The following is a 24248-nucleotide window of genomic DNA, read 5'->3' on the forward strand; positions in this document are numbered from 1 at the left end:
CGGAGACATGGCTTCTAAAAAGAACATCAACATAAATTTGAAAATTTGGCGTCAGAAAAATGGCAAAGCCAAAGGTCAATTGGTAGATTACAAATTAGATAACGTATCTACCGATAGCTCATTCTTGGAAATGTTAGACCAATTGAATGAGCAGTTAGTATCACAAAAACAAGAACCAATCGCGTTCGACCACGACTGTCGTGAAGGGATTTGCGGGATGTGTTCGTTGTACATCAACGGACGCGCTCACGGGCCAGATACCGGTATTACTACCTGTCAGTTACACATGCGTATGTTCAAAGATGGCGACACGATTTATGTGGAGCCATGGAGAAGTCGCGCGTTCCCCATCATCAAAGACTTGGTGGTTGACCGCAGTTCATTTGACCGTATCCAACAAGCCGGTGGATTCGTATCGGTAAATACTTCGGGTCGTACAATCGACGCTAATGCGATTCCAGTTCCAAAAGACGATGCAGACAAAGCCTTTGAAGCGGCAGCTTGTATCGGTTGTGGAGCTTGTGTGGCTACTTGTAAAAACGGATCTGCGATGTTATTCGTGGGAGCAAAAGTTTCTCAATATGCCTTGTTACCTCAAGGTAAAGTAGAAGCTACACAACGTGTATTAAACATGGTACGTCAAATGGACGAAGAAGGATTCGGAAATTGTACCAATACCGGTGCTTGTGAAATTGAATGTCCAAAAGGAATTTCATTGGAAAACATCGCTCGCATGAACCGCGAATACTTAAAAGCAAGTATCAAATAAACCCAACCCTAAAAGGTTAATTCATAGAAAGCACTTCTTCGGAGGTGCTTTTTTTATTAGGGCGAGCCCCCGTCACGTTTTTGGCTAAAAAATGGAATTTTAGAAATCGGGGCCGGGCTATCCGCCGTGCACGGCACTTGGCTTCTATCCCTCTCGCAATCCCTGCACAAAAAAACGTATATTTGAAAACAACAAACCAACGATAAGAATGAAATCCCTTAGTACACTCTTACTTTTCGGTTGGGCGCTAACCCTTCCCGCTCAAAATTTATCGCAATATGTCAACCCCATGATTGGAACCGACGGTCATGGGCATACGTTTCCCGGGGCAACCTTGCCGTATGGGATGGTCCAACTTTCGCCGGACACCCGTATTGACGGGAGCTGGGACGGTTGTTCGGGATACCATTATTCCGATAATACGATATACGGATTTTCACATACCCACTTAAACGGAACCGGTTGCACTGATTACGGAGACATCATGGTAATGCCTGTAATGGGTGAGGTTTCTTTTGATCCAAAAATGTACAGTTCAACGTTCAATCATTCCACCGAAAAAGCCAAAGCGGGCTTCTATCAAGTGCGTTTAGAAAAACACCAAATCGATGTACGATTAACCGCTTCAACGCGTGTTGGTTTTCATGAATATACCTTCACTAAGCCAGGTATGGCAAGCCTTCTTATCGATTTGAACCATAGAGACAAATTACTATATGGTGATATTCGTGTGATCGATACAAGAACCATTGAAATCTTACGCCGCAGTGAGGCTTGGGCCAAAGATCAATATGTCTATGCAAGAATTGAATTTGATGCGCCCATGACCGTTTCAAAAGCCATTGGAAACAAAGACAACAAAAATGGGTTTTATTCTGGAACCGAAGTCAAAATTGCGATGAGTAAAAAAGTAAACGCGGGGGATAAAATCAAAGTCAAAGTGACGCTGTCTCCCACTTCGTATGAAGGCGCTTTTTTAAACAGTAGTGAAATAACCGATTGGGATTTTGATAAAGCTGTACGACAAGCCGAAAGTGCTTGGAATGTAGAATTGTCCAAAATTCAAATTTCAGTTCCCGATAACGACAAAAAAGCCATCTTTTATACAGCATTATACCACACCATGATGCAGCCGAATGTTGCCCAAGATCGCAACGGCAATTACCGCGGTCGGGATAACCAAATTCACAAAGCAGAAGGGTTTACCTATTACTCGGTGTTTTCTTTATGGGATACGTTTCGTGCGGCGCATCCGCTATACACGTTAATTGATAAAAAACGCACCGCGGATTACATCAATACCTTTTTAAAACAATACGAACAAGGCGGTCGTTTGCCTGTATGGGAATTGGCTTCTAATGAAACGGATTGTATGATTGGCTATCATTCGGTTTCGGTAATTGCCGATGCCATGGTGAAAGGAATCAAAGGATTTGACTACGAAAAAGCTTTTGAAGCCTCTAAACATTCGGCGATGTTGGATCATCTCGGGTTAGAAGCTTATAAAAGACAAGGATTTATTTCGATGGATGACGAGCATGAGAGTGTTTCCAAAACCTTGGAATATGCTTACGACGATTGGTGTATTGCGCAAATGGCCAAAATCCTGGGAAAAACAGATGATTATAAGTATTTCATGCAACGTTCCCAATCGTGGAAAAATGTGTTTGATTGGAATGTGAAATTTATGCGACCCAAGAAAAATGGCGGCTGGGACAAACCTTTTGATGCGCGCGAAATCAATAATAATTTTACCGAAGGCAACAGTTGGCAATATTCGTTCTTTGTCCCACAAGATATACCCGGCATGATTGAAGCCTACGGAGGAGCGGCTCAATTTGAAGCCAAGTTGGACGAAATGTTCAACAGCGAAAGCAAAACTACGGGTCGGGAACAAGCCGATGTGACGGGATTAATCGGACAGTATGCCCATGGCAATGAACCCAGTCATCACATGACCTATTTGTACAATTATGTTGGGAAACCAGAAAAAACGAGAGAAAAAGTACATTTTATACTCAATAATTTTTACAAAAATTCGCCCGACGGTTTGATTGGTAATGAAGATTGCGGTCAAATGAGCGCTTGGTATGTGTTAAGTGCGATTGGATTCTATAATGTCACTCCAGGGAGCGGCACGTGGTCCCGTGTAACGCCCTATTTCAACGATGTAAAAATGATGTTTGAAAATGGAGAAGATTTGGTGATTACTCCCAAAGGGTTGGTGGGTTATACCAAAGAATTAGTCAAAGAACCCACAATGAATCCGTTATCAACGGAAATGATTATTCCAGTGCCAGTCATTGATGCGCCAGGAAAAGCGTTTAAGGAGTATGTTTCTGTTGCCCTTCGTTCCAATTCTCAGGACAAATTAGAATATTATTTCAAAGAAGACGATTCACAACCGGTGTGGAAAGAATACCGTGCACCCCTTACTTTGGATGCTACCACAACGATTGTGGCTCGTACCAATAAAATGGGGTATAAAAGTGGAGAAGTAACCGCAACCTTTTATAAAAAACCCAACGATTATACGATTTCCATTGCCTCGAAATACAATCCGCAATACCATGCTGGAGGTTCAGATGGGTTGTTAGATGGCATTCACGGAACGACCAATTGGCGTAAAGGCGATTGGCAAGGATATCAAGCACAAGATTTTGAGGCTACCGTAGATTTGCAATCGGTGAAGCATATTTCAACGTTTAAGGCCTATTGTTTGCAAGATACCCGCTCCTGGATTGTCATGCCAACGAAAGTGGAATATTACAGTTCGAATGATGGAATCAATTTTACCCTACTAGGTACAGTCGCGAATTCTGTTGATCCCAAAAAAGATGAAAATACGATTCAAGATTTTGCTTTGAAACTTCCTGAAGGAGTGCCAGCCCGATACCTTAAAGTGAAAGCCTATAATTTTGGCAAACTTCCTGATTGGCATATTGGAGCAGGCGGCGATGCGTTTATTTTTATTGACGAAATCGAAATCAAATAGTCATGAAAGTTGCAATTGTTCAAACTTCTCTTGTATGGGAAAATCCGTGTGATAATCGGACTTTGTTGGATGAAAAACTAAGTGCTATTTCGCCAAATACCGATTTAATTGTATTGCCCGAAATGTTTACTACAGGTTTTACCATGCAACCCCAACATTGTGCCGAAACGATGGAAGGTTCAACGGTAGAATGGATGCAACGTTGGGCACATAAGTGCGAAGCAGCAGTAGTAGGAAGTGTAATTATTCATGAAAACGGCAACTATTACAATCGTTTGCTATTTGTACATCCTGAGGGTAAAATAGAAGTTTACGACAAAAGACACCGGTTTACATTGGCAGGAGAAGATCAAGTATATACTTCAGGTAAAAAGCGATTAATTGTTGATTATAGGGGTTGGAAAATTTGCCCTTTAATTTGTTATGATCTTCGATTCCCAGTGTTCTCACGCAATACTGAAAATTATGACATATCGCTATATGTGGCTAATTGGCCCGAGCCACGAATTCAGGCTTGGGATGTTTTGTTACGTGCGAGAGCGGTTGAAAATATGTGTTACACTATTGGTGTCAACCGAGTAGGAACGGATGGAAATAATCATCCGTATATTGGTCATTCACAAGCAATAGATTGTTTTGGGAACTATTTGTTAGCGCCCCAAACCGCTGAAGCTATTTTTTATGTAGAATTAGACAAAGCACTTTTAGAAGAAAATCGAAAGCGGTTTGCCTTCCTTTCGGATCAAGATACATTTACGATTATCGATTAATCACCAACGTCAATGGTTTGCTCTACGTCCCAGTTGGAACGCACATCGATTTCTACGGGGTGGTATTTGACTTCCTCACTTTGTCGGTGTTCTAGAAAGTTCCCGGGTGTCCATAAACCGTCTTTGTCATCATCATAAATGACGCGAATGAAAAATTTGCTAGGTTGAATCAAATCAAAGGAAACAGTTTTTGAATTATCACTATATGCCGATGCTTTAACTTTTCCCTGAGCGTCCGTCAATTGTACGATTACAGGAAATCGCTTAATGCGCTCCATGTTAATTTTTAAGTTCCCATATTCGCTTACATCAAGTGTGTTTGTGGTGTATTTTAGGGTGTCATTTTTATTGCCTAAAAAGTCAGTTAACGCACCAGGCAACACTTGGAGTTGGTATTTTTGGTTGGGTTCTTTTTCAAAAAACAAATGAAGCTCTTTTTTGAATGAATCATAATTGGTCATGTACGGAACAGTAGAAGAATCTTTCTTTTTGAGCTGTATTTTATTCGAATCCCAAGCCGTTAAAGGGATAGAAGAAACAATACGCAACGTGTCTCTAAAGTTTAATGTCCCTTTGGGTTCCATGTTTAAGGAAAGGCTATCTTTTTTAAAATCCCTTACCTTAAAGCCAAAGGTTTTAGCGTATTTATTCGCTTTCATTTCCAAGTTTAACGAATCCCCTTTGGAAGCTTTAAACCAAACTTCGGCCGAGTCTTTTCCCACGACTCGCGTTAATTGAAACGGAATTTTCTCATTGTTTTTAGTGAGTTGCAGTTCTGCTTTTTCAACAGCCCCTTGATAACCAACAAGAACTCGACTGGACTTGATGTGCGATGTGGTAACTGCTTTAAATGATTTTTTCTCATTAAATAGTTCCAGTTCGTAAAGGGTATCGTTCGGTAAAGTGATATAATCTTTTTGAAAAGCGATTTTTTCTGTCTTAGGATCGTATTTGTTGTTTTTATTGACGTCTTTAATCGCAATTAAACGGTATTTTCCCGCTTTTAAATTTTCTAAAACCACCGATTTTAAGCTGTCCAAGGTATTGATCACATATTGGGGTTGTTTTTTGTAAACAATGGAATCGTTGTAAGCTGAGTTGACTTCATAGAGCATCACCGACACAAAGTTGTCCGTTTTCCGTTCCAAAGCATCTTTGATTTTCACTCCCAATTTCAACGAATCAATCGTCGGCCCCGTAGACATTACATATTTGAACTGCGAAAACGGATTACCTTCATTGTTGTCTTGAATACTTTGCCCAAAGTTAAAACTGTACGTTGTATTCGGTTTTAAGGTATCTTTTATTCGAATCGTAAGGGTTTTACTTGCCGTTTGTGGAAGTATTTCAGGCGTACTATTCATAGGAGGCGAAACCACCAATTGTTTCTGTAAATCTTTCAATTTAATATATTCGTTAAATTGAAGTTTGATTTCACTTCCGGTAAAATTCGTGCTTAAATTTTTAGGATAGCTAAAAAGTAACTGCGGAGCAATCGTGTCTTTGGGGCCGCCTGAAATCGTTCCTCTTCGCGCACAAGAAGGCAGGCAAAGAAGCACAATGACAAGGGGTATCAGAAATAAAGCCTTTTTAAGCATGTTTTTTGATTTACTCCGCAAAGTAACAATTATAATTGTTTAGCATAAAATCTTTTTCAACGGATTTAACGAATTATTGACTCATGGCCATACAAACTATACTGATTTTTGCGCCAGGAATCTTTAAGAGTTCGCGCGCACACGCTTCAAGTGTTGAGCCTGTCGTAATAACATCATCGACTAGAATAAAATGTTTGTTATAGTGATCTTCGGTGAATGAGACACCAAAAATAGACTGCACAATTTCAGTCCGGCCCAAAATAGACTTTTTGGTTTGTGTTTTGGAATACAAATTTCGCACAAGCAAATCATCACAAAATGGGATTGCTAAACTTTCAGCGATTGCTTGGGCATAGGTGGTAACTTGATTATAGCCACGTTCCCGAAATTTTTTAGGATGCAAAGGGACAGGAATAATAAAATCCGGATATGGCGATATAGAGCATTCTTTGATAATACCTCCGTGCCACATTCCTAGGGCGGTTCCAACGGACTCATTGCCTTTGTATTTTAATTGATGAATGAGTTCTTGCACCAAACTTTCTTTATGAAAATACAGCAAGGCGGCTGCAAAAACAAGGGGAATCCGACCATAAAACTTTTGATGAATTTCATGTGCGGGTTCGCTATGGTGTAAGGTTGTTGGCAATTGATGACGGCACTGGGTACAAAGCACAAATTCGTCTTGCAATAAAAAACCATGACAGGCGGCACAGCTCTCTGGATAGAACAGGCGGATAAGATTCGATAACATAGGCGTATAAATTAAAGTTTAAAGATAGAAAAAACCGTGTAAATCCTGCTTTTTAAAAACCACTTTTTATATTTTTGCACCACTATGGCAAAACAAGAAGATATTTTCAAAAATGTGATTTCGCACGCAAAAGAGTACGGGTTTATTTTCCCTTCTAGCGAAATCTATGACGGATTAAGTGCTGTTTACGATTATGCTCAAAATGGAGCCGAATTAAAGAAGAATATTCGTGAATACTGGTGGAAAGCAATGGTGCAAATGCACGAAAACATTGTAGGAATTGATGCTGCGATTTTAATGCATCCCACCACATGGAAAGCTTCGGGTCACGTAGATGCTTTCAATGATCCGTTAATTGATAATAAAGATTCGAAAAAGCGTTTCCGTGCTGACGTGCTGATTGAAGATTACTGCGAAAAATTGCAGCAAAAAGCTCAAAAAGAGATTGAAAAAGCCCGTGAACGATTCGGAGATGCGTTTGATGAAGCGCAATTTGTAGCGACAAATGGACGTGTAGTAGATTATTTATCCAAAAAGAAAACAATTCTTGAGCGCATGGCTAAATCGCTTGATAGTGGTGATTTAGAAGATGTGAAAGCCTTAATCGAAGAGCTAGAAATTGCGGATCCTGATACCGGCTCTAAAAATTGGACGGAAGTACGTCAATTTAATTTGATGTTTGGAACCAAATTAGGAGCGGCAGCTGAAAACGCCATGGATTTGTACTTGCGCCCTGAAACGGCTCAAGGAATTTTTGTGAATTTCTTGAATGTACAAAAAACGGGTCGTATGAAAATCCCATTCGGAATTGCACAAACTGGAAAAGCGTTTCGTAATGAGATTGTGGCGCGTCAATTTATTTTCCGTATGCGGGAATTTGAGCAAATGGAAATGCAATTCTTTGTGAAGCCAGGGGAAGAGATGAAATGGTATGAATACTGGAAAGAAACGCGTTTAAAATGGCACCAATCACTTGGATTGGGCGCTGAGAATTACCGTTTCCACGACCATGAGAAATTAGCACACTACGCCAACGCTGCAGCCGATATCGAATTCAATTTTCCTTTTGGTTTCAAAGAATTGGAAGGAATTCACTCTCGAACCGACTTCGATTTAAAAGCTCACGAACAATATTCAGGGAAGAAATTACAATATTTCGATACCGAAGAAAATAAAAACTATGTGCCGTATGTGGTAGAAACATCGGTAGGATTAGACCGTATGTTCTTGGCCGTTTTCTCCAAGTCATTACAAGAAGAAACATTAGAAGACGGAAGTACGCGCACCGTATTGCGTTTACCTAGTGTTCTTGCGCCAACTAAAGCGGCGGTTTTACCTTTAGTGAAAAAAGACGGTTTGCCAGAATTAGCGCGAGAGATTGTTGAAGAGTTAAAATGGGATTTCAATGTGTCTTATGATGAAAAAGATGCAGTAGGTCGAAGATACCGACGTCAAGATGCGTTAGGTACGCCATTTTGTATTACCGTGGATCATCAAACCTTAGAAGATCAAACCGTAACACTTCGTCATCGCGACACAATGGTTCAAGATCGCGTTAAAATTTCCGATTTACGCGGAATTATCAATGCTGAAGTTTCCATGCGCAATTGGTTATTACGAACAAAATAATTGCAATCAAAAATCAATAAAAAAGCGACTTGTAAAAAAGTCGCTTTTTTTATTCCTCTTCGCGAGGTGTGGTTATTTCTGAAAGTAAAAACTCCTTGACCTTGTCCCACGTTTTTGGATTAAGCGAATAATAGATGTTGTTCCCTTTCGATTTTCCTTTGATTAATCGTACCCGTTTTAATTCAGACAAATGTTTGGACACGGTAGATTGCGCTAAGGGCAGTACTTCTAGGATTTCTCCACAGGAAGAAGCGGGTGTCGTCATTAAATATTGTAATATTTTCAAACGGGCAGGATTTCCCATAGCCTTTAAAATATCGGCTAAATCATTGATTTTAAAAGAGAAACCTTGAGTTTTTGTAATTCCCATATTGCCAAGTATAAATATCGTTTTTCATTCCATCAATAAGTGTTTTCTTTGTGACTCATTGACTAATGCTTTTGCACAAATTTAGAAAAAAAACAATTACATTTTTTGTTTATAAAATTGTTCAAAAATACTAATGACAAGGTCTAAGCCTTATTTTGAATTCGTACTATATTCATATATGTAAAATTAGATTGAATTACTATACCGAAAGTATAACCTTTTCAGCCATTTTGTAAGATAAATACTAATATGAATTGGTAGATTATCGAGAATTTTCTCACTTGGTCAGAAATGGTTGTCGTTGCTCGATTTTAGAATTGAAGAAATTGGGAACACGTAAAATTCAACTTATTTTAGACACCGCGAGCCCCCGCAAACGCTAGGATTTTTAATCCTTAACTATCAATGACTTAACCGCATTTTGAGTTAAAATGTACTAATGCTTTACCCAAAAAGTAAGGCAATTGAAAACGTTTACGTACGTCATTATCGACGATGATACCCATCGTGCCCAAAAAACCTTGGCAACCGCCGAGACATTCCCTTTTTTAACGTATTTGGGGAGTGCTAGGACGTTTGATGACGGAATTGATTTGGTATTAGAACAACAACCCCAGCTCCTTTTATTAGAAATTGACCCTGAAGATGCAACCTCAGGTTTATCCTTGCATTTCATCAGTGAATTGCACCGCTATTTAATCCAATTACCCAAAATAATTGTCACCACAAAAAACGACACCTTGTGTTTGCAAGCCTTCAAATACGGTGTTTTTGATTATTTAATCCATCCTATTGAAATCAAAGAATTGCGTAAAACATTTATGCGTTTTGAAAAAGAAAATGGGATTGTATTATCAAAACCGGTTGCTTCTGCCGTGGTAACGTCACCAGTTTTAGTAGAAAAGCAACCCATTGCTACCGAAAGTAATCCAGTTGATCTTCAGTTAGAAGAAGAGAATGAGGAAGAGAAAGACATTGTAGAAGAACAAGAAATAGTTGATTCTACCCATGAAACAGAGGAAAATGCAACTGCTGTTGAAGTCGAAGATATAAATCAAGAAGCGATAGCGGTTAAAGCAGCTCAAAATGTGCCCAAAGAATCGTCCGATTCCGGTATAGTTCAAGCGGCTAATGCAAAAAAACCACTAGTGATTTGTGTGAAATCCTATGGGGATTACCGCTATATCGATGCGGCAGAAATTTGTTATTTACAAGCTGATAACAATTCAACGGATATTCATTTGAATACCGGAGAAATGATTACGGCCTTTAAAACCTTAAAACATTTTGAAGGTGTATTGACGCATCCTTTTATTCGTATTCACAACAGTTATATCGTAAATATCGACTATATCGGTCGTATTCACACAGGTAATTCCGTTTGTCATTTAAAAAATTCAACCGTGAAATTACCGTTCTCTAAATCCTATAAAGAGAATATAGATCAGATAATCAACAGTATAGCTTCGGGCAATTATTTGGAAATTTAATTTTTTTTCTTTTAAATTCGCCTAAAATTTACACGCCATGAATATACACGTTTTGATAATTGACGACCACATGCCCATTATTGAAGGGTACAAAACTATTCTTTCCAGCAACCGTCTCGAGGCCAATTTAGTGGTTTCAGAAGCCTTGAGTGCTGAAAATGCTTACCAAATTCTAACCGATTCAGACAACGCCAACAAATTTGATGTTATTATTGTAGATTATACGATTCCTGCGTTTGAAGAACTTCAAATTCAAAATGGATTTGACTTATTGCCCTTTATTCGTACGAAGCAACCCCAGGCTAAAATCATGTTCTTAACTTCCCATTCCGAAGCCTTAATCTTGTATAAAGTGATTATGGAATCCCATGCCGAAGCCATCATGATTAAAAGTGATTTTTCTTCCATTGAAATGCTTGAAGCCTTTGAAAATGTCTATCAAGGCGGTAAATGCTACACAAAAACGGTCCTAAAACTTAAAGAGGAATTGCTCCACAATTACCGAATCTTTGATGCAACCAATCGTGAATTGATTAAGTTGTTGGCAAAAGGGTATAAAACCAAAAACATCATGACCGAATTGAAACTCTCTAAAAGCGCTATTGATAAGCGAAAAGCACAAATCCGAGAGTTTTTTGAGATAGAAAAAGGAAACGATGAAGACATCATCCAATTGGCCAAGAAAAAGGGATACGTTTGATATTTAACAAATTATACACTTTTTGTGTAGCAATTATGTCAATCGACTGCTCTAGATTTGTAGTGTTGAAAGCCCCAAACTTCGGGAAACCGAGAATGAAGATGATGATGAAGTTGAAATCGAAAGCCTATTTATGCCATGTCTTTACACGTTCTTTTTTTAGTATGCGCCTTATATTTTTACAATGTACCTGTAGCACAGGAAAATGCTAACATCGAATCCGGGAAAATAATGTTTAGGCTTGTCTTTCAGTCGGATACCCTTTCCTTTTACTTTGATTCAGTAACCCATTGGGAGAGCGCATTGCGTGAAATGGAGTTCAACTATTCCGATTTTTATTTAGAAAATGATCGAAAGCGAAGCGAACCTATTCTAAAGATACAATTGGGATTGTATTTATTGGGAACTACCGCTGCAATGCCGAATGAGATTGAGCAATGTTTGGGAACTGCTTTTTGTGATTTGGAATGTATCGAACAGGAAATCAATGCGTTGTGGGTTAATTATGCGAGAAACGTTCCTTAAAATTTAACAAAATGTACACTTTTTGTGTACCAATAGTTAAAATTAGTCGGGTAACTTTACGTTCTCTAAGCACACATTTCAAAAGGTATAAGCCGAACTTAAATTCAATATCTCCTGCCTCGGAATTTGTCACTTTCGTTAATTCTGTTGTATAAGCCCGGATTCTTTGTTTTTTCTACGCCTTTCCGAGCAGGAGATTTTTGAATTTTTATTTCTAATTTGGATTAATTAACTTGAGCGGAATAATCCGCTTTTTTTATTTGTAGTATGCGTTATTTATTCAGTCTTTTAGTGCTTTTATCGTTTGTTTCTTGTGAGGAAAAAGATAGTTATTCTGAACTATTTGGAATCATTAATTCTAATGAAAAATCGATAAACAATGTAAAACAAATAAAAAGTTTAATTATTAAGATAGACTCAGTCAAGCAAGATAGTTCAAGAATAAGTTTGTTAAATAGTTTGTTAACTAAGACAAACAAATTTGATTACAAGCATATTTCATTTGAAATAATTGAAAAGATTGATAAAAGTTCTGTTGATAGATATGACAAAATTTATGCTAAGTACCTTATTAATAAGGCATTATATTTTAGAAAAACTGAAAATTTGGACTCATCGTTTTTTTATTATAATGAGGCTAAGAAAAAGAATGAAAATATTAAAAATATAAAATTTCTTATATCATCATTATACGGAATGGCTGAATTAGAGTCTAAATTTAATAATTATGTTACCTCTGAAATTAAACTAAAAAGAGTAATAAATCTATCAACAATAAATAATAATTATAAATATTATTATATCTCATGTATTGCATTAGGAAATAACTATATGAGTAAGGGAGATTACTATTTATCCCTTTATTATCATAAAAAAGCTCATGAATATTATCTTAAAAACAAAGAAAAATTAGATTTTAATTTTTTACATAGAGAAGTATTTCTGAATAATATTGGAAATGTATATAAACATCTAGCAAAATATGAAGTAGCAATTGATTTGTTTAATAAAGCCCTACGAAAAAAAAGTGTGATAATTCAGAAAGATTATGAACTTTATGGTATTTTAATTTCCAATTTAGGTCACTGTTATCTTAATTTAAAAAATTATAATCAAGCAATTAAACATTTTAGAATTGCAGAAACTGTGTTTAGAAAGTTAAAAAACTATGAAGAATTGTCTTTGGTTTTAATTCAGCAATCAGAATTGTATACAAAATTAAAGAACAAGAAGGTTTCTGACTATAAAGGGGTTAACGCATTAAAGTATAGTAGATTGGCAAAAGCTCTTAAATGTGAGTTGTTTATTTTGGAAAAACTAATACAATTAGAATATAATACAAAAGCAAATACAATTAATTACATAAATTTGAGAAACAAGATTGATAAGATTGAAGACAAATCAAGAAATATATTCTACAAAATCCAACTCGAGACGAATCAAATTGCCCAAGCCAAAGAAAAGGCCGAAAACCAACGCAATCAAGTCGTTTGGGCCATCGGCATTCTCTTATTTGTTTCTGCCTTTTTGTTTATCATCTACCGCAACCGGTTAATGAATAATAAAATGGAGTTTCAGCAGAAACACCAAAAGAGTAACGAACGCATTCACGAGTTAATCCTGCAAAATCAAGCCTTAGAAGTTGAGGTCCGCCAAAAAGAGCAACGCCGCATTGCCATGGAAATTCATGATGGCGTTTTGAATCAGTTGGCCAGCATCCGGTTTAAATTGTTTAAATTGGAACTCAATCAAGAAGCGCAAACCATTAAAGAAGCCCTTCAAAACGTCAACTCAATTCAGAATATTGAAGTGGAATTGCGCAATCTCACCCACGATTTACATGCCCAAAGTTCGAATGAACGCGTATTATTAATCCCAATTATTCAACAATTGATCCAAGTCCACCAAGAGATATACAATATCCAAATTGAATTGCAAAAAGACAATTGGGATTGGGAACAATTGTCAGCTGAGATCAAAATGGGATTTACCCGTATTATTCAAGAAGCCTTGCACAATGTGGTCAAACACGCCAAAGCCACACAAGTGCTTATCCAACTCCAGTATGAATCCAATAATATCATTTTGCGCATCAAAGACAATGGAAAAGGATTGGACTTTTCTTCCTCAATATCGGGTATTGGTTTGGCGAATATACATCTACGGGCAGAGCAAATTCAATCAAAAGTGAAGATTACCAGTAAGCGGAATCAAGGCACAGAAATTCAAATCAACACCCCTGTTTTTTCATAAATAATTGATAATCAATAAAATAAATAAAAATTGAATCATTTTTAGGCTATTTTTTAAAAAATAGTCATTCACCCAAATTTGGGTATCATCCACTCACAAATGACGTTCATCCACTTTATATAGAGAGAATCGTAGCAATCACACTCAAGAGCTGTACTAGTTTTACATCGTGAAAAGCCCCCAAATGAAACCGGCTTTAACATTGTGAAAAAGTCTAACAAAAACTAGTAAAGCATACGATTATGAAAAAGTCAGCAATTATCTCTGCATTATTTACAATGATGTTGGTATTAACATCTTTCAGTACTCCGAGTGAGATTGGGGGACAAAAGACTTTCCCAGGTGAGTTATCAATTGGGGGACAAAAAACATTTCCAGGAGAATTGGCAATTGGAGGTCAAAAAACATTTCCAGGGGAATTAGCTATTGGAGGTCAAAAAACTTTTCCAGGGGAATTGGCAATTGGAGGTCAAAAAACTTTTCCAGGCGAGTTAGCTATTGGAGGACAAAAAACCTTTCCAGGAGAATAATATTTTTTAATTAATATATACGACAAAAAACTACCTCTTTAGGTAGTTTTTTTTATTTTTGGAAAATCCAATGCAAAAAAATTGATTAGAAATTTTTTTTTACTTCTTTCACTTCTTTTTCTTTTTAGTTGTACTAAAAAAGAAAAGAAAATCTATTCTAATTATTCTGGTCAAAGCTTAGATAGCATTAAATATTATTTATCAGAGTCAAAAAGAAATTCTGAAAAGAAATTCTTTTTTTTAGATAAAGCAAAAAAAGTATATCAAAATGTTGGAGAAAACAATATTGAAGCGAGTAAAATCATGTATGATGTTGCTCTAGAATATTATAATAATGATAGTTTAGATAAGTTTTATACTATTTCACATAAGTTAATTAAATCTTTTCAACTAAATAAAGATTCATTAGATATAGTTAAAGTATTTAGATATAAAGGAAATTATTTTAAAAGAAAACAACAGTATGATAGCGCTTTTAATTATTATTTAAAAGCAGAGAAACTTTATATTATACAAAATGATAAGTTTAATCAAGCAGTTATTTTATTCAATAAATCAATTGTTCAATATGCAATTGGGGATTATTTAGGGTCTGATTTATCTCTAGCTGCAGCATTAAGAAATTTTAGGCTTTTTGATGATAAAAGGAAAATCTATGAGACATTAGGTCAAATAGCCGCAGTTTCTGCTGAATTAAATGACTTTGATAAAGCCATAGATTATAACAATAAAGCACTCAAAATTTTAAAGGAGTCTAATTTTCCTGATAAAGATCTAAATATTGCTTTATGCTTAAATAATTTAGGTTATGATTATCAAAAGATTAATGACTTTGAAAATGCATATAAAAATTATGTAACTGCATTAAATCTTAAAAATCTAAAGAATTTAGAGCCAGAACTATATTCAACACTATTAGATAATATTGGATATGTCCAGTTTAAACAAAAAAAATATGATAATGTTGAAAATAACTTTTTAAAATCTCTCAAAATAAGAGATAGCTTGAATTTAGCATCTGGAGAAGTATTAAGTCATACTCATTTATCAGAATATTATTGGGCTTTAAAAGATAAAGTAAAATCTCTTGAGCATGCAAATACTGCTATATTATTGGCTAGAGAATCTAAAAGTCCATTAAATATTATGTTTGCTTTGAAACAAGCTTCGTCTGTTGATGTTGATAATGTGCCAAAATATTCAAAAGAGTTGTTCAAATTAAACGACAGCCTTCAAACTGTTGAAAGAAACTCAAGGGATCGATTTGCTAAAATCGAACTCGAAACCGAAGAAATCCTCCAGCAAAAAGACTCCCTCGAGCAAAAAAACCGTTCTATCCTCAATTATTTTATCGGGACCATCGCCATTGGGGCGTTGTTGTTTTTCATGCGTGCACAACGCGCGAAGAGTCGGGAACTCTTGTTGCGCCAAGCCCAACAGCGTGCCAATGAGGATATTTATAAACTCATCATCTCCCAACAAAATAAACTGGAAGAAGGCCGTGTGCTAGAAAAAACACGAATAGCCAAAGAACTCCACGACGGCGTTCTCGGTCGATTATTCGGGTTGCGCCTTAATTTGGACGGACTCAATCACCGCGATGACGATGCCGCCATTCAAGAACGGATTCGTTGTCTTGAAGAATTAAAAATTATCGAACAAGATCTTCGGGAAATCTCCCATGAATTGAGTCGGGAAAAATATGTGTTGGTCAACAACTTCGTGGCCATCGTCAATAATTTACTCGAAGAACAAGCCAAAATCAATCCCGCCAAACTCAATGCGCTCATCGGGGAAAATGTCGATTGGGATTTACTTTCCAACACCACAAAAATTAATTTATACCGCATTCTACAAGAGTGTTTGCAGAACATAAATAAATATGCCAATGCAAAAAATATCAAAGTGGAGTTCCGTAAAGATAAAAAAGGTAACTTAGTACTCAACATTACCGACGACGGTGACGGATTTGAAGTCGATAAGAAAAGTAGGGGGATCGGACTCAAAAACATTGTGACGCGAACCCATGAAAGTGACGGAATTATCGAAATTAAATCAGCACCCGGGAAAGGAACCCGAATCAGTATAACGGTGCCTTTAGAACACAAAAACATCAAACACTAACAAAAACCAAAACTAGAATCATGTCCCAAACTGTTAACATTTTAATCGTGGATGATCACCAGTTCATCATTCAAGGGTATAAAAATGTGATCAACCTATTCCCTGATAAATCCTTTACGTTTAATTTTATTGAGGCATCCGACTGTAAATCGGGCTATGATACAATCGTCAATGCTGCTCAACCGTTTGATATTGCTTTCCTAGATGTTAGTATGCCTGAATATCCCGAAAAAAATATCCATACCGGTGAAGATTTGGCGAAATTACTAATCGAAACCATGCCTTCCTGTAAGATTGCTTTGTTAACCATGCACTCGGAAAGTTTGAAAGTACAGTCTATTATCGAGGAAATCAACCCGGTTGGATTGGTCATTAAAAATGACTTGACTTTCGACAGTATGATTTTGGCGTTAACGTCAATTATTCAAGGGGAAACCTATTACAGCGATTCAGTAATCAAGTTTTTGAACAACCAACAAAAAGAAAAAGTATACGTAGACGTCATCGACCGTCAAATATTACACTACCTCAATAAAGGGATTAACTACGACGACATTCCACTTTACATCACCATTTCCTCCAGCTCGGTGAAAACCCGAAAAGAAAACATGAAAGATTTATTGGGCATCTCAGGCACTGACGACGCTACCTTAGTTGCCGTAGCCAAAGACCGTGGCATGTTGCTTTAATCCTGTTTTTCTTCCGTTAGCGCATTCCAGCCACGCGCTTTTAATTCAATTTTAGTGTTGGCGCGCGTTACCAAATGCATGCCTTCGTTGGCGGCTGTCATGTGTCCAATCACCGTCAAATTGGGGTTGCCTTTGATTTTGTCAAAGTCGGAAAGGTTAATGGTAAACAACAATTCATAGTCTTCGCCACCATTAATGGCTAAGGTTGTACTGTCAATATTAAATTCTTCGCAAGTGCTGATAAATTGTGGGTCAAGCGGCAGTTTGTCTTCAAATAAATTACACCCAGTTCCGCTGTTTTTACACAAATGAATCAACTCAGAAGAAAGTCCGTCGGAAATGTCAATCATCGCAGTAGGTTGCACTTCCAATTGCGCTAACAATCCTTTAATATCGGTGCGCGCTTCAGGTTTTAACTGGCGCTCAATCAAATAGGTGTAATTGTCCAAGTCGGGTTGGTTCAGCGGATTTACTTGAAATACTTGTTTCTCGCGTTCCAAAACTTGCAAGCCCATATAGGCCGAGCCCAAATCGCCCGTTACTACAATCAAATCGTTTTCTTGGGCACCGCTGCGGTACACCAACTCGTTTTCCTGGGCTACACCAATGGCGGTAATCGAAATTATCATTCCTTTCTGAGAAGAAGTTGTGTCGCCACCGATAATATCTACATTATAGGTTTTGGCGGCTAAACGAATCCCTTCGTATAATTCTTCCAACGCTTCCACAGGGAACCGATTGGAAACGGCAATGGATACCGTAATTTGTGTCGGGGTTGCGTTCATCGCACAAATATCAGAGACATTCACCACCACGGCTTTGTATCCCAAATGCTTTAACGGCATGTAGGATAAATCAAAATGAACACCTTCTACAAGTAAATCTGTTGAGACAACTGTTGAGGTGTTTTCAAAGCGTAAAACCGCTGCATCGTCGCCAATTCCTTTTAGGGTGGTTGGCTGATTAACTTCCACTTTTTCAGTAAGATGAGCGATTAATCCAAATTCGCCAAATTGCGATAAAGGGGTTCGTTGTGGCGCTTTGTCTTCTAACATGTTTTTTGTGTTTTATTTGGAGCAAAGGTACGATAAGCACCCTGCATATCCAAGTTGCACATTAAGGGATTATTCGATTTGAAAATGGTTCGTGAATTCAGCCCCGATCGCAGCGGCATCCTGCGGCCGACCCATAAAGGGGAGGCCGCAGATACAGCGAAGAGCGGGTGATACTTTCCGAAGAAGCAGAGCCGCTTGCTGCCATAAAAAAAGTCCGGCCAAAACCGAACTTCCTTATAAATTTAGAATTTAGAGTTTAGAATTTAAAATGATTAATCATTCAACTTCAACACCGCCATAAACGCCGATTGCGGAATTTCTACATTCCCCACCTGGCGCATACGTTTCTTACCGGCTTTTTGTTTTTCCAACAATTTACGCTTACGCGAAATATCCCCTCCGTAACATTTTGCTGTTACGTCTTTACGCAACGCTTTGATGGTTTCACGAGCGATGATTTTCGCACCAATCGCCGCTTGAATCGGAATATCAAACTGTTGTCTCGGGATCAATTCGCGCAATTTCTCACACATTTTCTTCCCAATATGGTACGCATTATCTTCGTGAATCAAGGCCGACAAAGCATCGACTGAATTCGCATTCAACAAGACATCCAAACGCACCAATTTCGACGTGCGCATGCCAATCGGGTGGTAGTCAAACGACGCATACCCTTTGGAAACCGTTTTCAAACGGTCGTAAAAGTCAAACACAATCTCCGCCAACGGCATGTCAAAGTTCAATTCCACACGCTCAGTAGTCAAATACGTTTGATTCGTAATAATGCCGCGTTTTTCAATACACAAACTCATGACGTTACCCACGAAATCGGATTTGGTGATGATGGTCGCTTTGATATACGGCTCCTCCACGCGCTCCAATTTGGACGGTTCGGGTAAGTCGGAGGGATTGTTTACAATAATAGGAGTCTCCGGTTCTTTTTTGGTATACGCCAAGTACGATACGTTGGGAACCGTAGTAATTACGGTCATGTTGAACTCGCGCTCCAAACGCTCCTGGATAATTTCCAAGTGCAACATGCCCAAAAATCCACAACGGAAACCAAAGCCAAGCGCGGCTGAACTCTCGGGTGAAAATACCAACGAAGCATCGTTCAACTGCAATTTCTCCATGGAAGCACGCAAGTCTTCATAATCTTCGGTATCTACGGGATAAATTCCGGCAAATACCATAGGTTTCACGTCTTCAAATCCGTGAATCATATTCGTAGTAGGCGTTTTGGCATCGGTAACCGTGTCACCTACTTTTACTTCTTTAGCTTCTTTAATTCCAGAAATCAAATAGCCTACGTCACCACAGCTAATCACGTCTTTTGGGACTTGATTTAACTTCAAAGTTCCAATTTCATCGGCAAAGTATTCGTTGCCCGTCGACATGAATTTGATTTTCTGACCTTTGCGAATTTCGCCATTTTTCACTCGGAAAATTACTTCGATTCCACGAAACGGATTGTACACCGAGTCAAAAATCAACGCTTGCAACGGTTCGTCTTTGTCGCCTTTGGGTGCCGGAATGCGGTCTACAATGGCTTCTAGAATTTTATCCACACCAAAACCGGTTTTCCCCGAAGCATGAATAATATCTTCCAATTTACAACCCAACAAGTCCACGATATCGTCGCTCACTTCCTCCGGATTGGCACTGGGTAAGTCTACTTTATTCAGAATTGGGATGATTTCCAAGTCGTTTTCCAACGCCAAATACAGGTTGGAAATCGTTTGGGCTTGAATACTTTGGGCTGCATCTACAATTAGTAATGCTCCTTCACAAGCCGCAATCGAACGTGAAACTTCATACGAAAAGTCCACGTGACCGGGCGTGTCAATCAAGTTCAAGATATATTTTTCCCCTTTGTGGGTGTATTCCATTTGAATGGCGTGACTCTTAATGGTAATCCCACGTTCACGCTCCAAATCCATATTGTCCAACAATTGCGCTTGGGCTTCACGGGCAGTTACCGTTTGGGTTTGGTCCAATAATCGGTCGGCCAGCGTGCTTTTTCCGTGGTCAATGTGAGCAATAATGCAAAAATTACGAATGTTCTTCATCTTCAATAGTCCTTTTTTGGCGCTAAAATTTAAAATTTAGAATTCAAAATTAAGAATAATAAGTAGGGCGCTCTCGTCGTCCCTCCTCACCGGGCTTTCCGCAGTACACGCCTGCCTAACGGCTACGGCGGGGTACTTTGCTGCAATCCCTAGCGCAACATCGTGCAAATATAACGCAAAGTTTAGAATATCAAGAGGATTGCAAAGGATTACAAGCGTATATTTTTCGGCATTTCTAATGGGTTTATCAATTGATTCACAAATGTTTAACTTCTTTTCAATTGATTTTCACTTTATTAATCCTAGAATAATCCTATTTTTGCAGCCTGAAATACATGCATTATGGTCAAAATCGGAAACATTGAACTCCCGGATTTCCCGTTGTTACTAGCACCTATGGAAGATGTGAGTGATCCGCCATTCCGTCGTTTGTGTAAAGCCCACGGCGCCGATTTGATGTATTCAGAATTTATTTCCTCGGAAGGACTCATCCGCGATGCGATTAAGAGTCGGATGAAACTCGATATCTTCGATTACGAACGTCCTGTCGGTATCCAAATTTTTGGAGGTGATGAAGAAGCGATGGCGATGAGTGCCAAAATCGTAGAAACGGTCCAACCCGATTTGTTGGATATCAATTTTGGGTGTCCCGTAAAAAAAGTAGTGTGTAAAGGTGCTGGTGCTGGCGTGTTGAAAGATGTGGATTTGATGGTGCGCTTGACCAAGGCAGTGGTTAAAAGTACGTCATTGCCCGTAACCGTAAAAACCCGTTTGGGTTGGGACGAGAATTCGATCAATATTGACGAAGTCGCAGAGCGTTTACAAGATGTAGGCATTCAAGCATTGACGGTTCACGGTCGCACCCGCGCACAAATGTATAAGGGACATTCGGATTGGTCGCACATTGCACGCGTCAAAAACAACCCGCGAATTCATATCCCGATATTCGGAAATGGCGATATTGATTCTCCCGAAAAAGCCTTGGAATATAAGCACAAATACGGCCTTGACGGCATTATGATTGGTCGTGCTGCGATTGGTTATCCGTGGATTTTTAACGAAATCAAACACTATTTTGCGACGGGCGAACATTTACCGGTGCCTACTATCAAAGATCGTGTAGAAGCTGCCCGTAATCATTTGTTGTGGTCCATGGAATGGAAAGGGGAGCGATTAGGCATTGTCGAAATGCGCCGCCATTACACCAATTATTTCAAAGGTATTCCCAATTTTAAAGAATACAAAACCCGATTGGTCACTACAGACGGTCGTGACGATTTGCTTCAAGTTTTTGAAGACATTACCGAAGCGTTTACGGGTTTGGTGATTTAATCCAGGATTTTTTTAGAAACGCGACTGCTGGCTATCCAACTGGAAATGCCACCTAACGCCACTACTGTGGCAAAAACCAAGAACAAATTGTTCCAGTGGAACTCAATTGGGTAGGCAAGGGATTGGGTAATCATGATCAAGGCGTACTTTTCTTGTAAATACACCAAAAGCGAACCCAAACCGAGTCCGACAATCCCCCCAAAAATACTCAACAAAGTGCCCTGCAATAAGAAGATGCGGCGCAGGTGTCTAACTTCGACACCCAGATTATACAGCGTTTTCAAGTTGCCTTTTTTATCCAAAATCATCATAATTAAAGCGCCGGCCAAACTAAATAGCGCCATTATGATGACCAAGGTAAAAATTAAATAGACGGCGATGTTTTCTGAATTCAACATCTTATATAAGGTCTCATTCAGTTGGGCTCTATTTTTAACGTCTATATTAGGTATTAGTTTTTTTAATTCATGAATAACGTGTTGCTCATCCGCATTGGGTTGTAGTTCAATTTCCAAGTGGGTCACTTGATGGGGAGGCAATTGCAATAATTCTTGTGCCATTCCCAAATTGGCAAACACATATTTGGAGTCCAATTCTTCATTGATGGCATAAATTCCGACGGGATACAACACAATATGCGAAAACGATTCTTCGGGATTCAAGCTTAAGTCGCCTGTCCCCGGTTTGGGAGCATATACTTCAAATGGATTGTTGTAGTCCATTAATCCCAACGAAAGTTTATTGGACATTCCATAACCAATCACTACTTGATAGGTATCGGGCTGAAGCCATTGCCCAGAAAATAATTTTTGTGAAGCTTTAGAAACCGAATTAAATTGAGCATCTACTCCTTTTAAATACGAAAATTGGGATTTACCATCAAATAAAAACAGTACCCTTTTTTCAATGACTTTACTGCAATGTGCAATGCCGTCAATTTTTTGAATTTTTTGTTCTTGTTGAGGAGGGATTGAAAAATATTCGCCTTTTTTTGCGGCCACTTTCAAGTCGGGATCCAAGTCGTTGGAAAAGGAAAGGCTAAAGGTTCGTAAACCACTAAAAACGGAGAGTACAACAAACAAAGCCATAGCGCCTACAATGATACTCAAAGAAGCAATACCCGTAATTATATTGATTGAGGTGTTTTTACTCAATGAAAATAAATACCGACGGGCGATGTAGAGCGAAATATTCACTTACGATTTTTTGCGTTTGGCTAAAAGTTCACGGTTTTCAATCGGGTTTTCTTCACCGGAAAGTGCGCGATCAATCTGTTCAATATATTCTAAGGAGTCGTCAATGTAAAAAATCAAATTGGGCACTTTGCGCAATTGCAATTTCACCCGTTGGGACAAATCGTGTTTGATCAAAGGAGTATTGGAGCGAATGGCGGTTAACAGTTCCGGACCTTTTTCAGCGGGGAAAACACTCAAGAACACTTTAGCAATCGATAGGTCAGTAGTTACATTTACTTTAGAAACCGAGATGATCAAATTGGTGATGCCGTTTTTGCGCACCTCACCTTGTAAGATATCTACTAAATCTTTTTGCAATACACTGCCTATTTTTTTTTGTCTATTCGATTCCATGGGGCAAAAATACAACTTTAATCTGAATTTGAATTTTTACGGATTTGATAAAAATCAGTGAAACTTCCTTGAGCTATTTTTATCTTTGTGGCAAATGAAATACGATGAGAAAAATTGAACATATTGGCATTGCCGTAAAATCTTTGAGTGAATCGAATAGTTTGTTTGAAAAATTGTTGGGTGTTCCTGCTTATAAAGAGGAAGAAGTGGCGAGTGAAGGTGTTAAAACTTCTTTTTTTATGAATGGGCCCAATAAGATTGAATTGCTTGAGGCAACTCGAGAGGATAGTCCGATCGCTAAGTTTATCGAAAAGAGAGGCGAAGGCATCCATCACATCGCTTTTGATGTAGAAGATATACTATCTGAGATGGAGCGACTCAAAAAAGAAGGATTTATTTTGTTAAATGAAGTACCTAAACGTGGAGCAGACAACAAATTAGTTGCTTTTTTACACCCCAAGTCCACTCAAGGTGTGCTCATTGAGCTTTGTCAAGATGCAGGATAAATTCTTATGAATATATGGGAGTGAGTGCTTGCAGAATAGCAGAAATAGTAGTATTATTGCATCCTCAAAACCGGTCCTATAGCTCAGTTGGTTAGAGCACCTGACTCATAATCAGGTGGTCCTTGGTTCGAGCCCAAGTGGGACCACAACAAAAAGACTCCAAATTTGGAGTCTTTTTTTTTACTCGTTGTAAACCAAAAATGATATTTTTACGTTTATATAAAAAAGTATGAGGAAAGTTTAACGAATTGTAAATAGTTAAACAATTGTCCCAAAATATGATATAAAAAATTTTGACAAAGCGATTTTTTTTATACTTTTACGCCCTATGAAAATCGACCTGACGAAAGTATTGCTGCTTATGGTAGCGATTCTGAGTGGAAACTTAACGTTTGCTGCCCCGAATCCACCGGCCCCGATTCCGCCCCCACCACCGGGTTTACCCGTAGATGAAGGAGTGGTATTTTTGTTTGTGTCGTCACTTTTTTATGCTTTTTATAA

At 38.3% G+C, this 24248-nt stretch carries 20 protein-coding genes and 1 tRNA gene; 14 read left to right on the forward strand and 7 right to left on the reverse strand.

All coding sequences use genetic code 11. The annotated features are described in order from the left end of the window. Positions 1–7: 7 nt before the first annotated feature. From OLM45_RS03865 to OLM45_RS03875, 3 genes are all read left to right on the forward strand, one after another. A complete protein-coding gene (locus tag OLM45_RS03865) occupies positions 8–769 on the forward strand; it encodes a succinate dehydrogenase/fumarate reductase iron-sulfur subunit (protein ID WP_129460160.1) in 762 nt (253 codons plus the stop codon). Between the two features lie 208 nt (positions 770–977). Beyond that, positions 978–3764, forward strand: a complete 2787-nt coding sequence (locus OLM45_RS03870) for a GH92 family glycosyl hydrolase (RefSeq protein ID WP_264512138.1) — start codon at positions 978–980, stop codon at positions 3762–3764. A gap of 2 nt (positions 3765–3766) precedes the next feature. Then, entirely contained in the window at positions 3767–4534 is a 768-nt protein-coding gene (locus OLM45_RS03875) for an amidohydrolase (RefSeq protein ID WP_264512140.1), read from the forward strand. Here the strand turns inward: OLM45_RS03875 and OLM45_RS03880 are convergent. Beyond that, the gene (locus OLM45_RS03880) at positions 4531–6132 is read right to left on the reverse strand and encodes an Ig-like domain-containing protein (RefSeq protein WP_264512142.1); all 1602 of its coding nucleotides are present in this window, start codon (positions 6130–6132) and stop codon (positions 4531–4533) included. The genes OLM45_RS03875 and OLM45_RS03880 overlap by 4 nt on opposite strands. 73 nt (positions 6133–6205) lie before the next feature. Then, positions 6206–6886, reverse strand: a complete 681-nt coding sequence (locus tag OLM45_RS03885; RefSeq protein ID WP_264512144.1) for a ComF family protein — start codon at positions 6884–6886, stop codon at positions 6206–6208. Between the two features lie 84 nt (positions 6887–6970). On the opposite strand from OLM45_RS03885, the gene OLM45_RS03890 reads away from it, so the two are divergent. Continuing rightward, the gene (locus OLM45_RS03890) at positions 6971–8515 is read left to right on the forward strand and encodes a glycine--tRNA ligase (protein ID WP_264512146.1); all 1545 of its coding nucleotides are present in this window, start codon (positions 6971–6973) and stop codon (positions 8513–8515) included. A gap of 49 nt (positions 8516–8564) precedes the next feature. Here the strand turns inward: OLM45_RS03890 and OLM45_RS03895 are convergent, their stop codons facing one another. Continuing rightward, positions 8565–8885: an ArsR/SmtB family transcription factor gene (locus OLM45_RS03895; protein WP_264512148.1), complete on the reverse strand. Its 321-nt coding sequence runs from the start codon at positions 8883–8885 to the stop codon at positions 8565–8567. Between the two features lie 464 nt (positions 8886–9349). Between OLM45_RS03895 and OLM45_RS03900 the strand changes: the two genes are divergently transcribed. The 7 genes from OLM45_RS03900 (at position 9350) to OLM45_RS03930 (ending at position 17196) form a co-directional block, all read left to right on the forward strand. Beyond that, a complete protein-coding gene (locus OLM45_RS03900) occupies positions 9350–10375 on the forward strand; it encodes a LytR/AlgR family response regulator transcription factor (RefSeq protein WP_264512151.1) in 1026 nt (341 codons plus the stop codon). Between the two features lie 37 nt (positions 10376–10412). After that, positions 10413–11075: a response regulator transcription factor gene (locus tag OLM45_RS03905; RefSeq protein WP_264512153.1), complete on the forward strand. Its 663-nt coding sequence runs from the start codon at positions 10413–10415 to the stop codon at positions 11073–11075. A 231-nt stretch (positions 11076–11306) separates the two neighbouring features. Then, positions 11307–11600, forward strand: a complete 294-nt coding sequence (locus OLM45_RS03910) for a hypothetical protein (protein ID WP_264512154.1) — start codon at positions 11307–11309, stop codon at positions 11598–11600. 267 nt (positions 11601–11867) lie between these two features. Then, positions 11868–13853: a sensor histidine kinase gene (locus tag OLM45_RS03915; RefSeq protein WP_264512156.1), complete on the forward strand. Its 1986-nt coding sequence runs from the start codon at positions 11868–11870 to the stop codon at positions 13851–13853. Between the two features lie 242 nt (positions 13854–14095). Next, on the forward strand, positions 14096–14383 hold the full coding sequence (locus tag OLM45_RS03920; RefSeq protein WP_264512158.1) for a hypothetical protein: 288 nt from the start codon (positions 14096–14098) through the stop codon (positions 14381–14383). 81 nt (positions 14384–14464) lie between these two features. After that, positions 14465–16507, forward strand: coding sequence for a tetratricopeptide repeat-containing sensor histidine kinase (locus OLM45_RS03925; RefSeq protein WP_264512160.1), 2043 nt, complete (start codon positions 14465–14467; stop codon positions 16505–16507). A 20-nt stretch (positions 16508–16527) separates the two neighbouring features. Then, a complete protein-coding gene (locus OLM45_RS03930) occupies positions 16528–17196 on the forward strand; it encodes a response regulator (protein ID WP_264512161.1) in 669 nt (222 codons plus the stop codon). Here the strand turns inward: OLM45_RS03930 and thiL are convergent. Both thiL and lepA read right to left on the reverse strand, forming a co-directional pair. Continuing rightward, the gene (gene thiL / locus OLM45_RS03935; protein WP_264512163.1) at positions 17193–18251 is read right to left on the reverse strand and encodes a thiamine-phosphate kinase; all 1059 of its coding nucleotides are present in this window, start codon (positions 18249–18251) and stop codon (positions 17193–17195) included. The two genes, OLM45_RS03930 and thiL, sit on opposite strands and share 4 nt — an antisense overlap. Positions 18252–18523: 272 nt before the next feature. Next, positions 18524–20320, reverse strand: a complete 1797-nt coding sequence (gene lepA, locus OLM45_RS03940) for a translation elongation factor 4 (protein WP_129460138.1) — start codon at positions 20318–20320, stop codon at positions 18524–18526. Between the two features lie 342 nt (positions 20321–20662). Between lepA and dusB the strand changes: the two genes are divergently transcribed. After that, positions 20663–21652, forward strand: a complete 990-nt coding sequence (dusB, locus tag OLM45_RS03945) for a tRNA dihydrouridine synthase DusB (protein WP_129460137.1) — start codon at positions 20663–20665, stop codon at positions 21650–21652. Here dusB and OLM45_RS03950 read toward each other — a convergent pair. Then, positions 21649–22848, reverse strand: coding sequence for an ABC transporter permease (locus OLM45_RS03950; RefSeq protein ID WP_264512165.1), 1200 nt, complete (start codon positions 22846–22848; stop codon positions 21649–21651). The two genes, dusB and OLM45_RS03950, sit on opposite strands and share 4 nt — an antisense overlap. Continuing rightward, positions 22849–23241, reverse strand: a complete 393-nt coding sequence (rbfA, locus tag OLM45_RS03955) for a 30S ribosome-binding factor RbfA (RefSeq protein ID WP_129460136.1) — start codon at positions 23239–23241, stop codon at positions 22849–22851. A gap of 104 nt (positions 23242–23345) precedes the next feature. Between rbfA and mce the strand changes: the two genes are divergently transcribed. After that, complete coding sequence (gene mce / locus OLM45_RS03960; protein WP_264512167.1) at positions 23346–23747, forward strand: methylmalonyl-CoA epimerase; 402 nt, start codon at positions 23346–23348, stop codon at positions 23745–23747. 72 nt (positions 23748–23819) lie between these two features. Further along, positions 23820–23893, forward strand: a tRNA-Ile gene (locus OLM45_RS03965). Positions 23894–24248: the final 355 nt, after the last annotated feature.

Source organism: Flavobacterium sp. N1719, assembly GCF_025947045.1.
Lineage (GTDB): Bacteria > Bacteroidota > Bacteroidia > Flavobacteriales > Flavobacteriaceae > Flavobacterium > Flavobacterium stagni.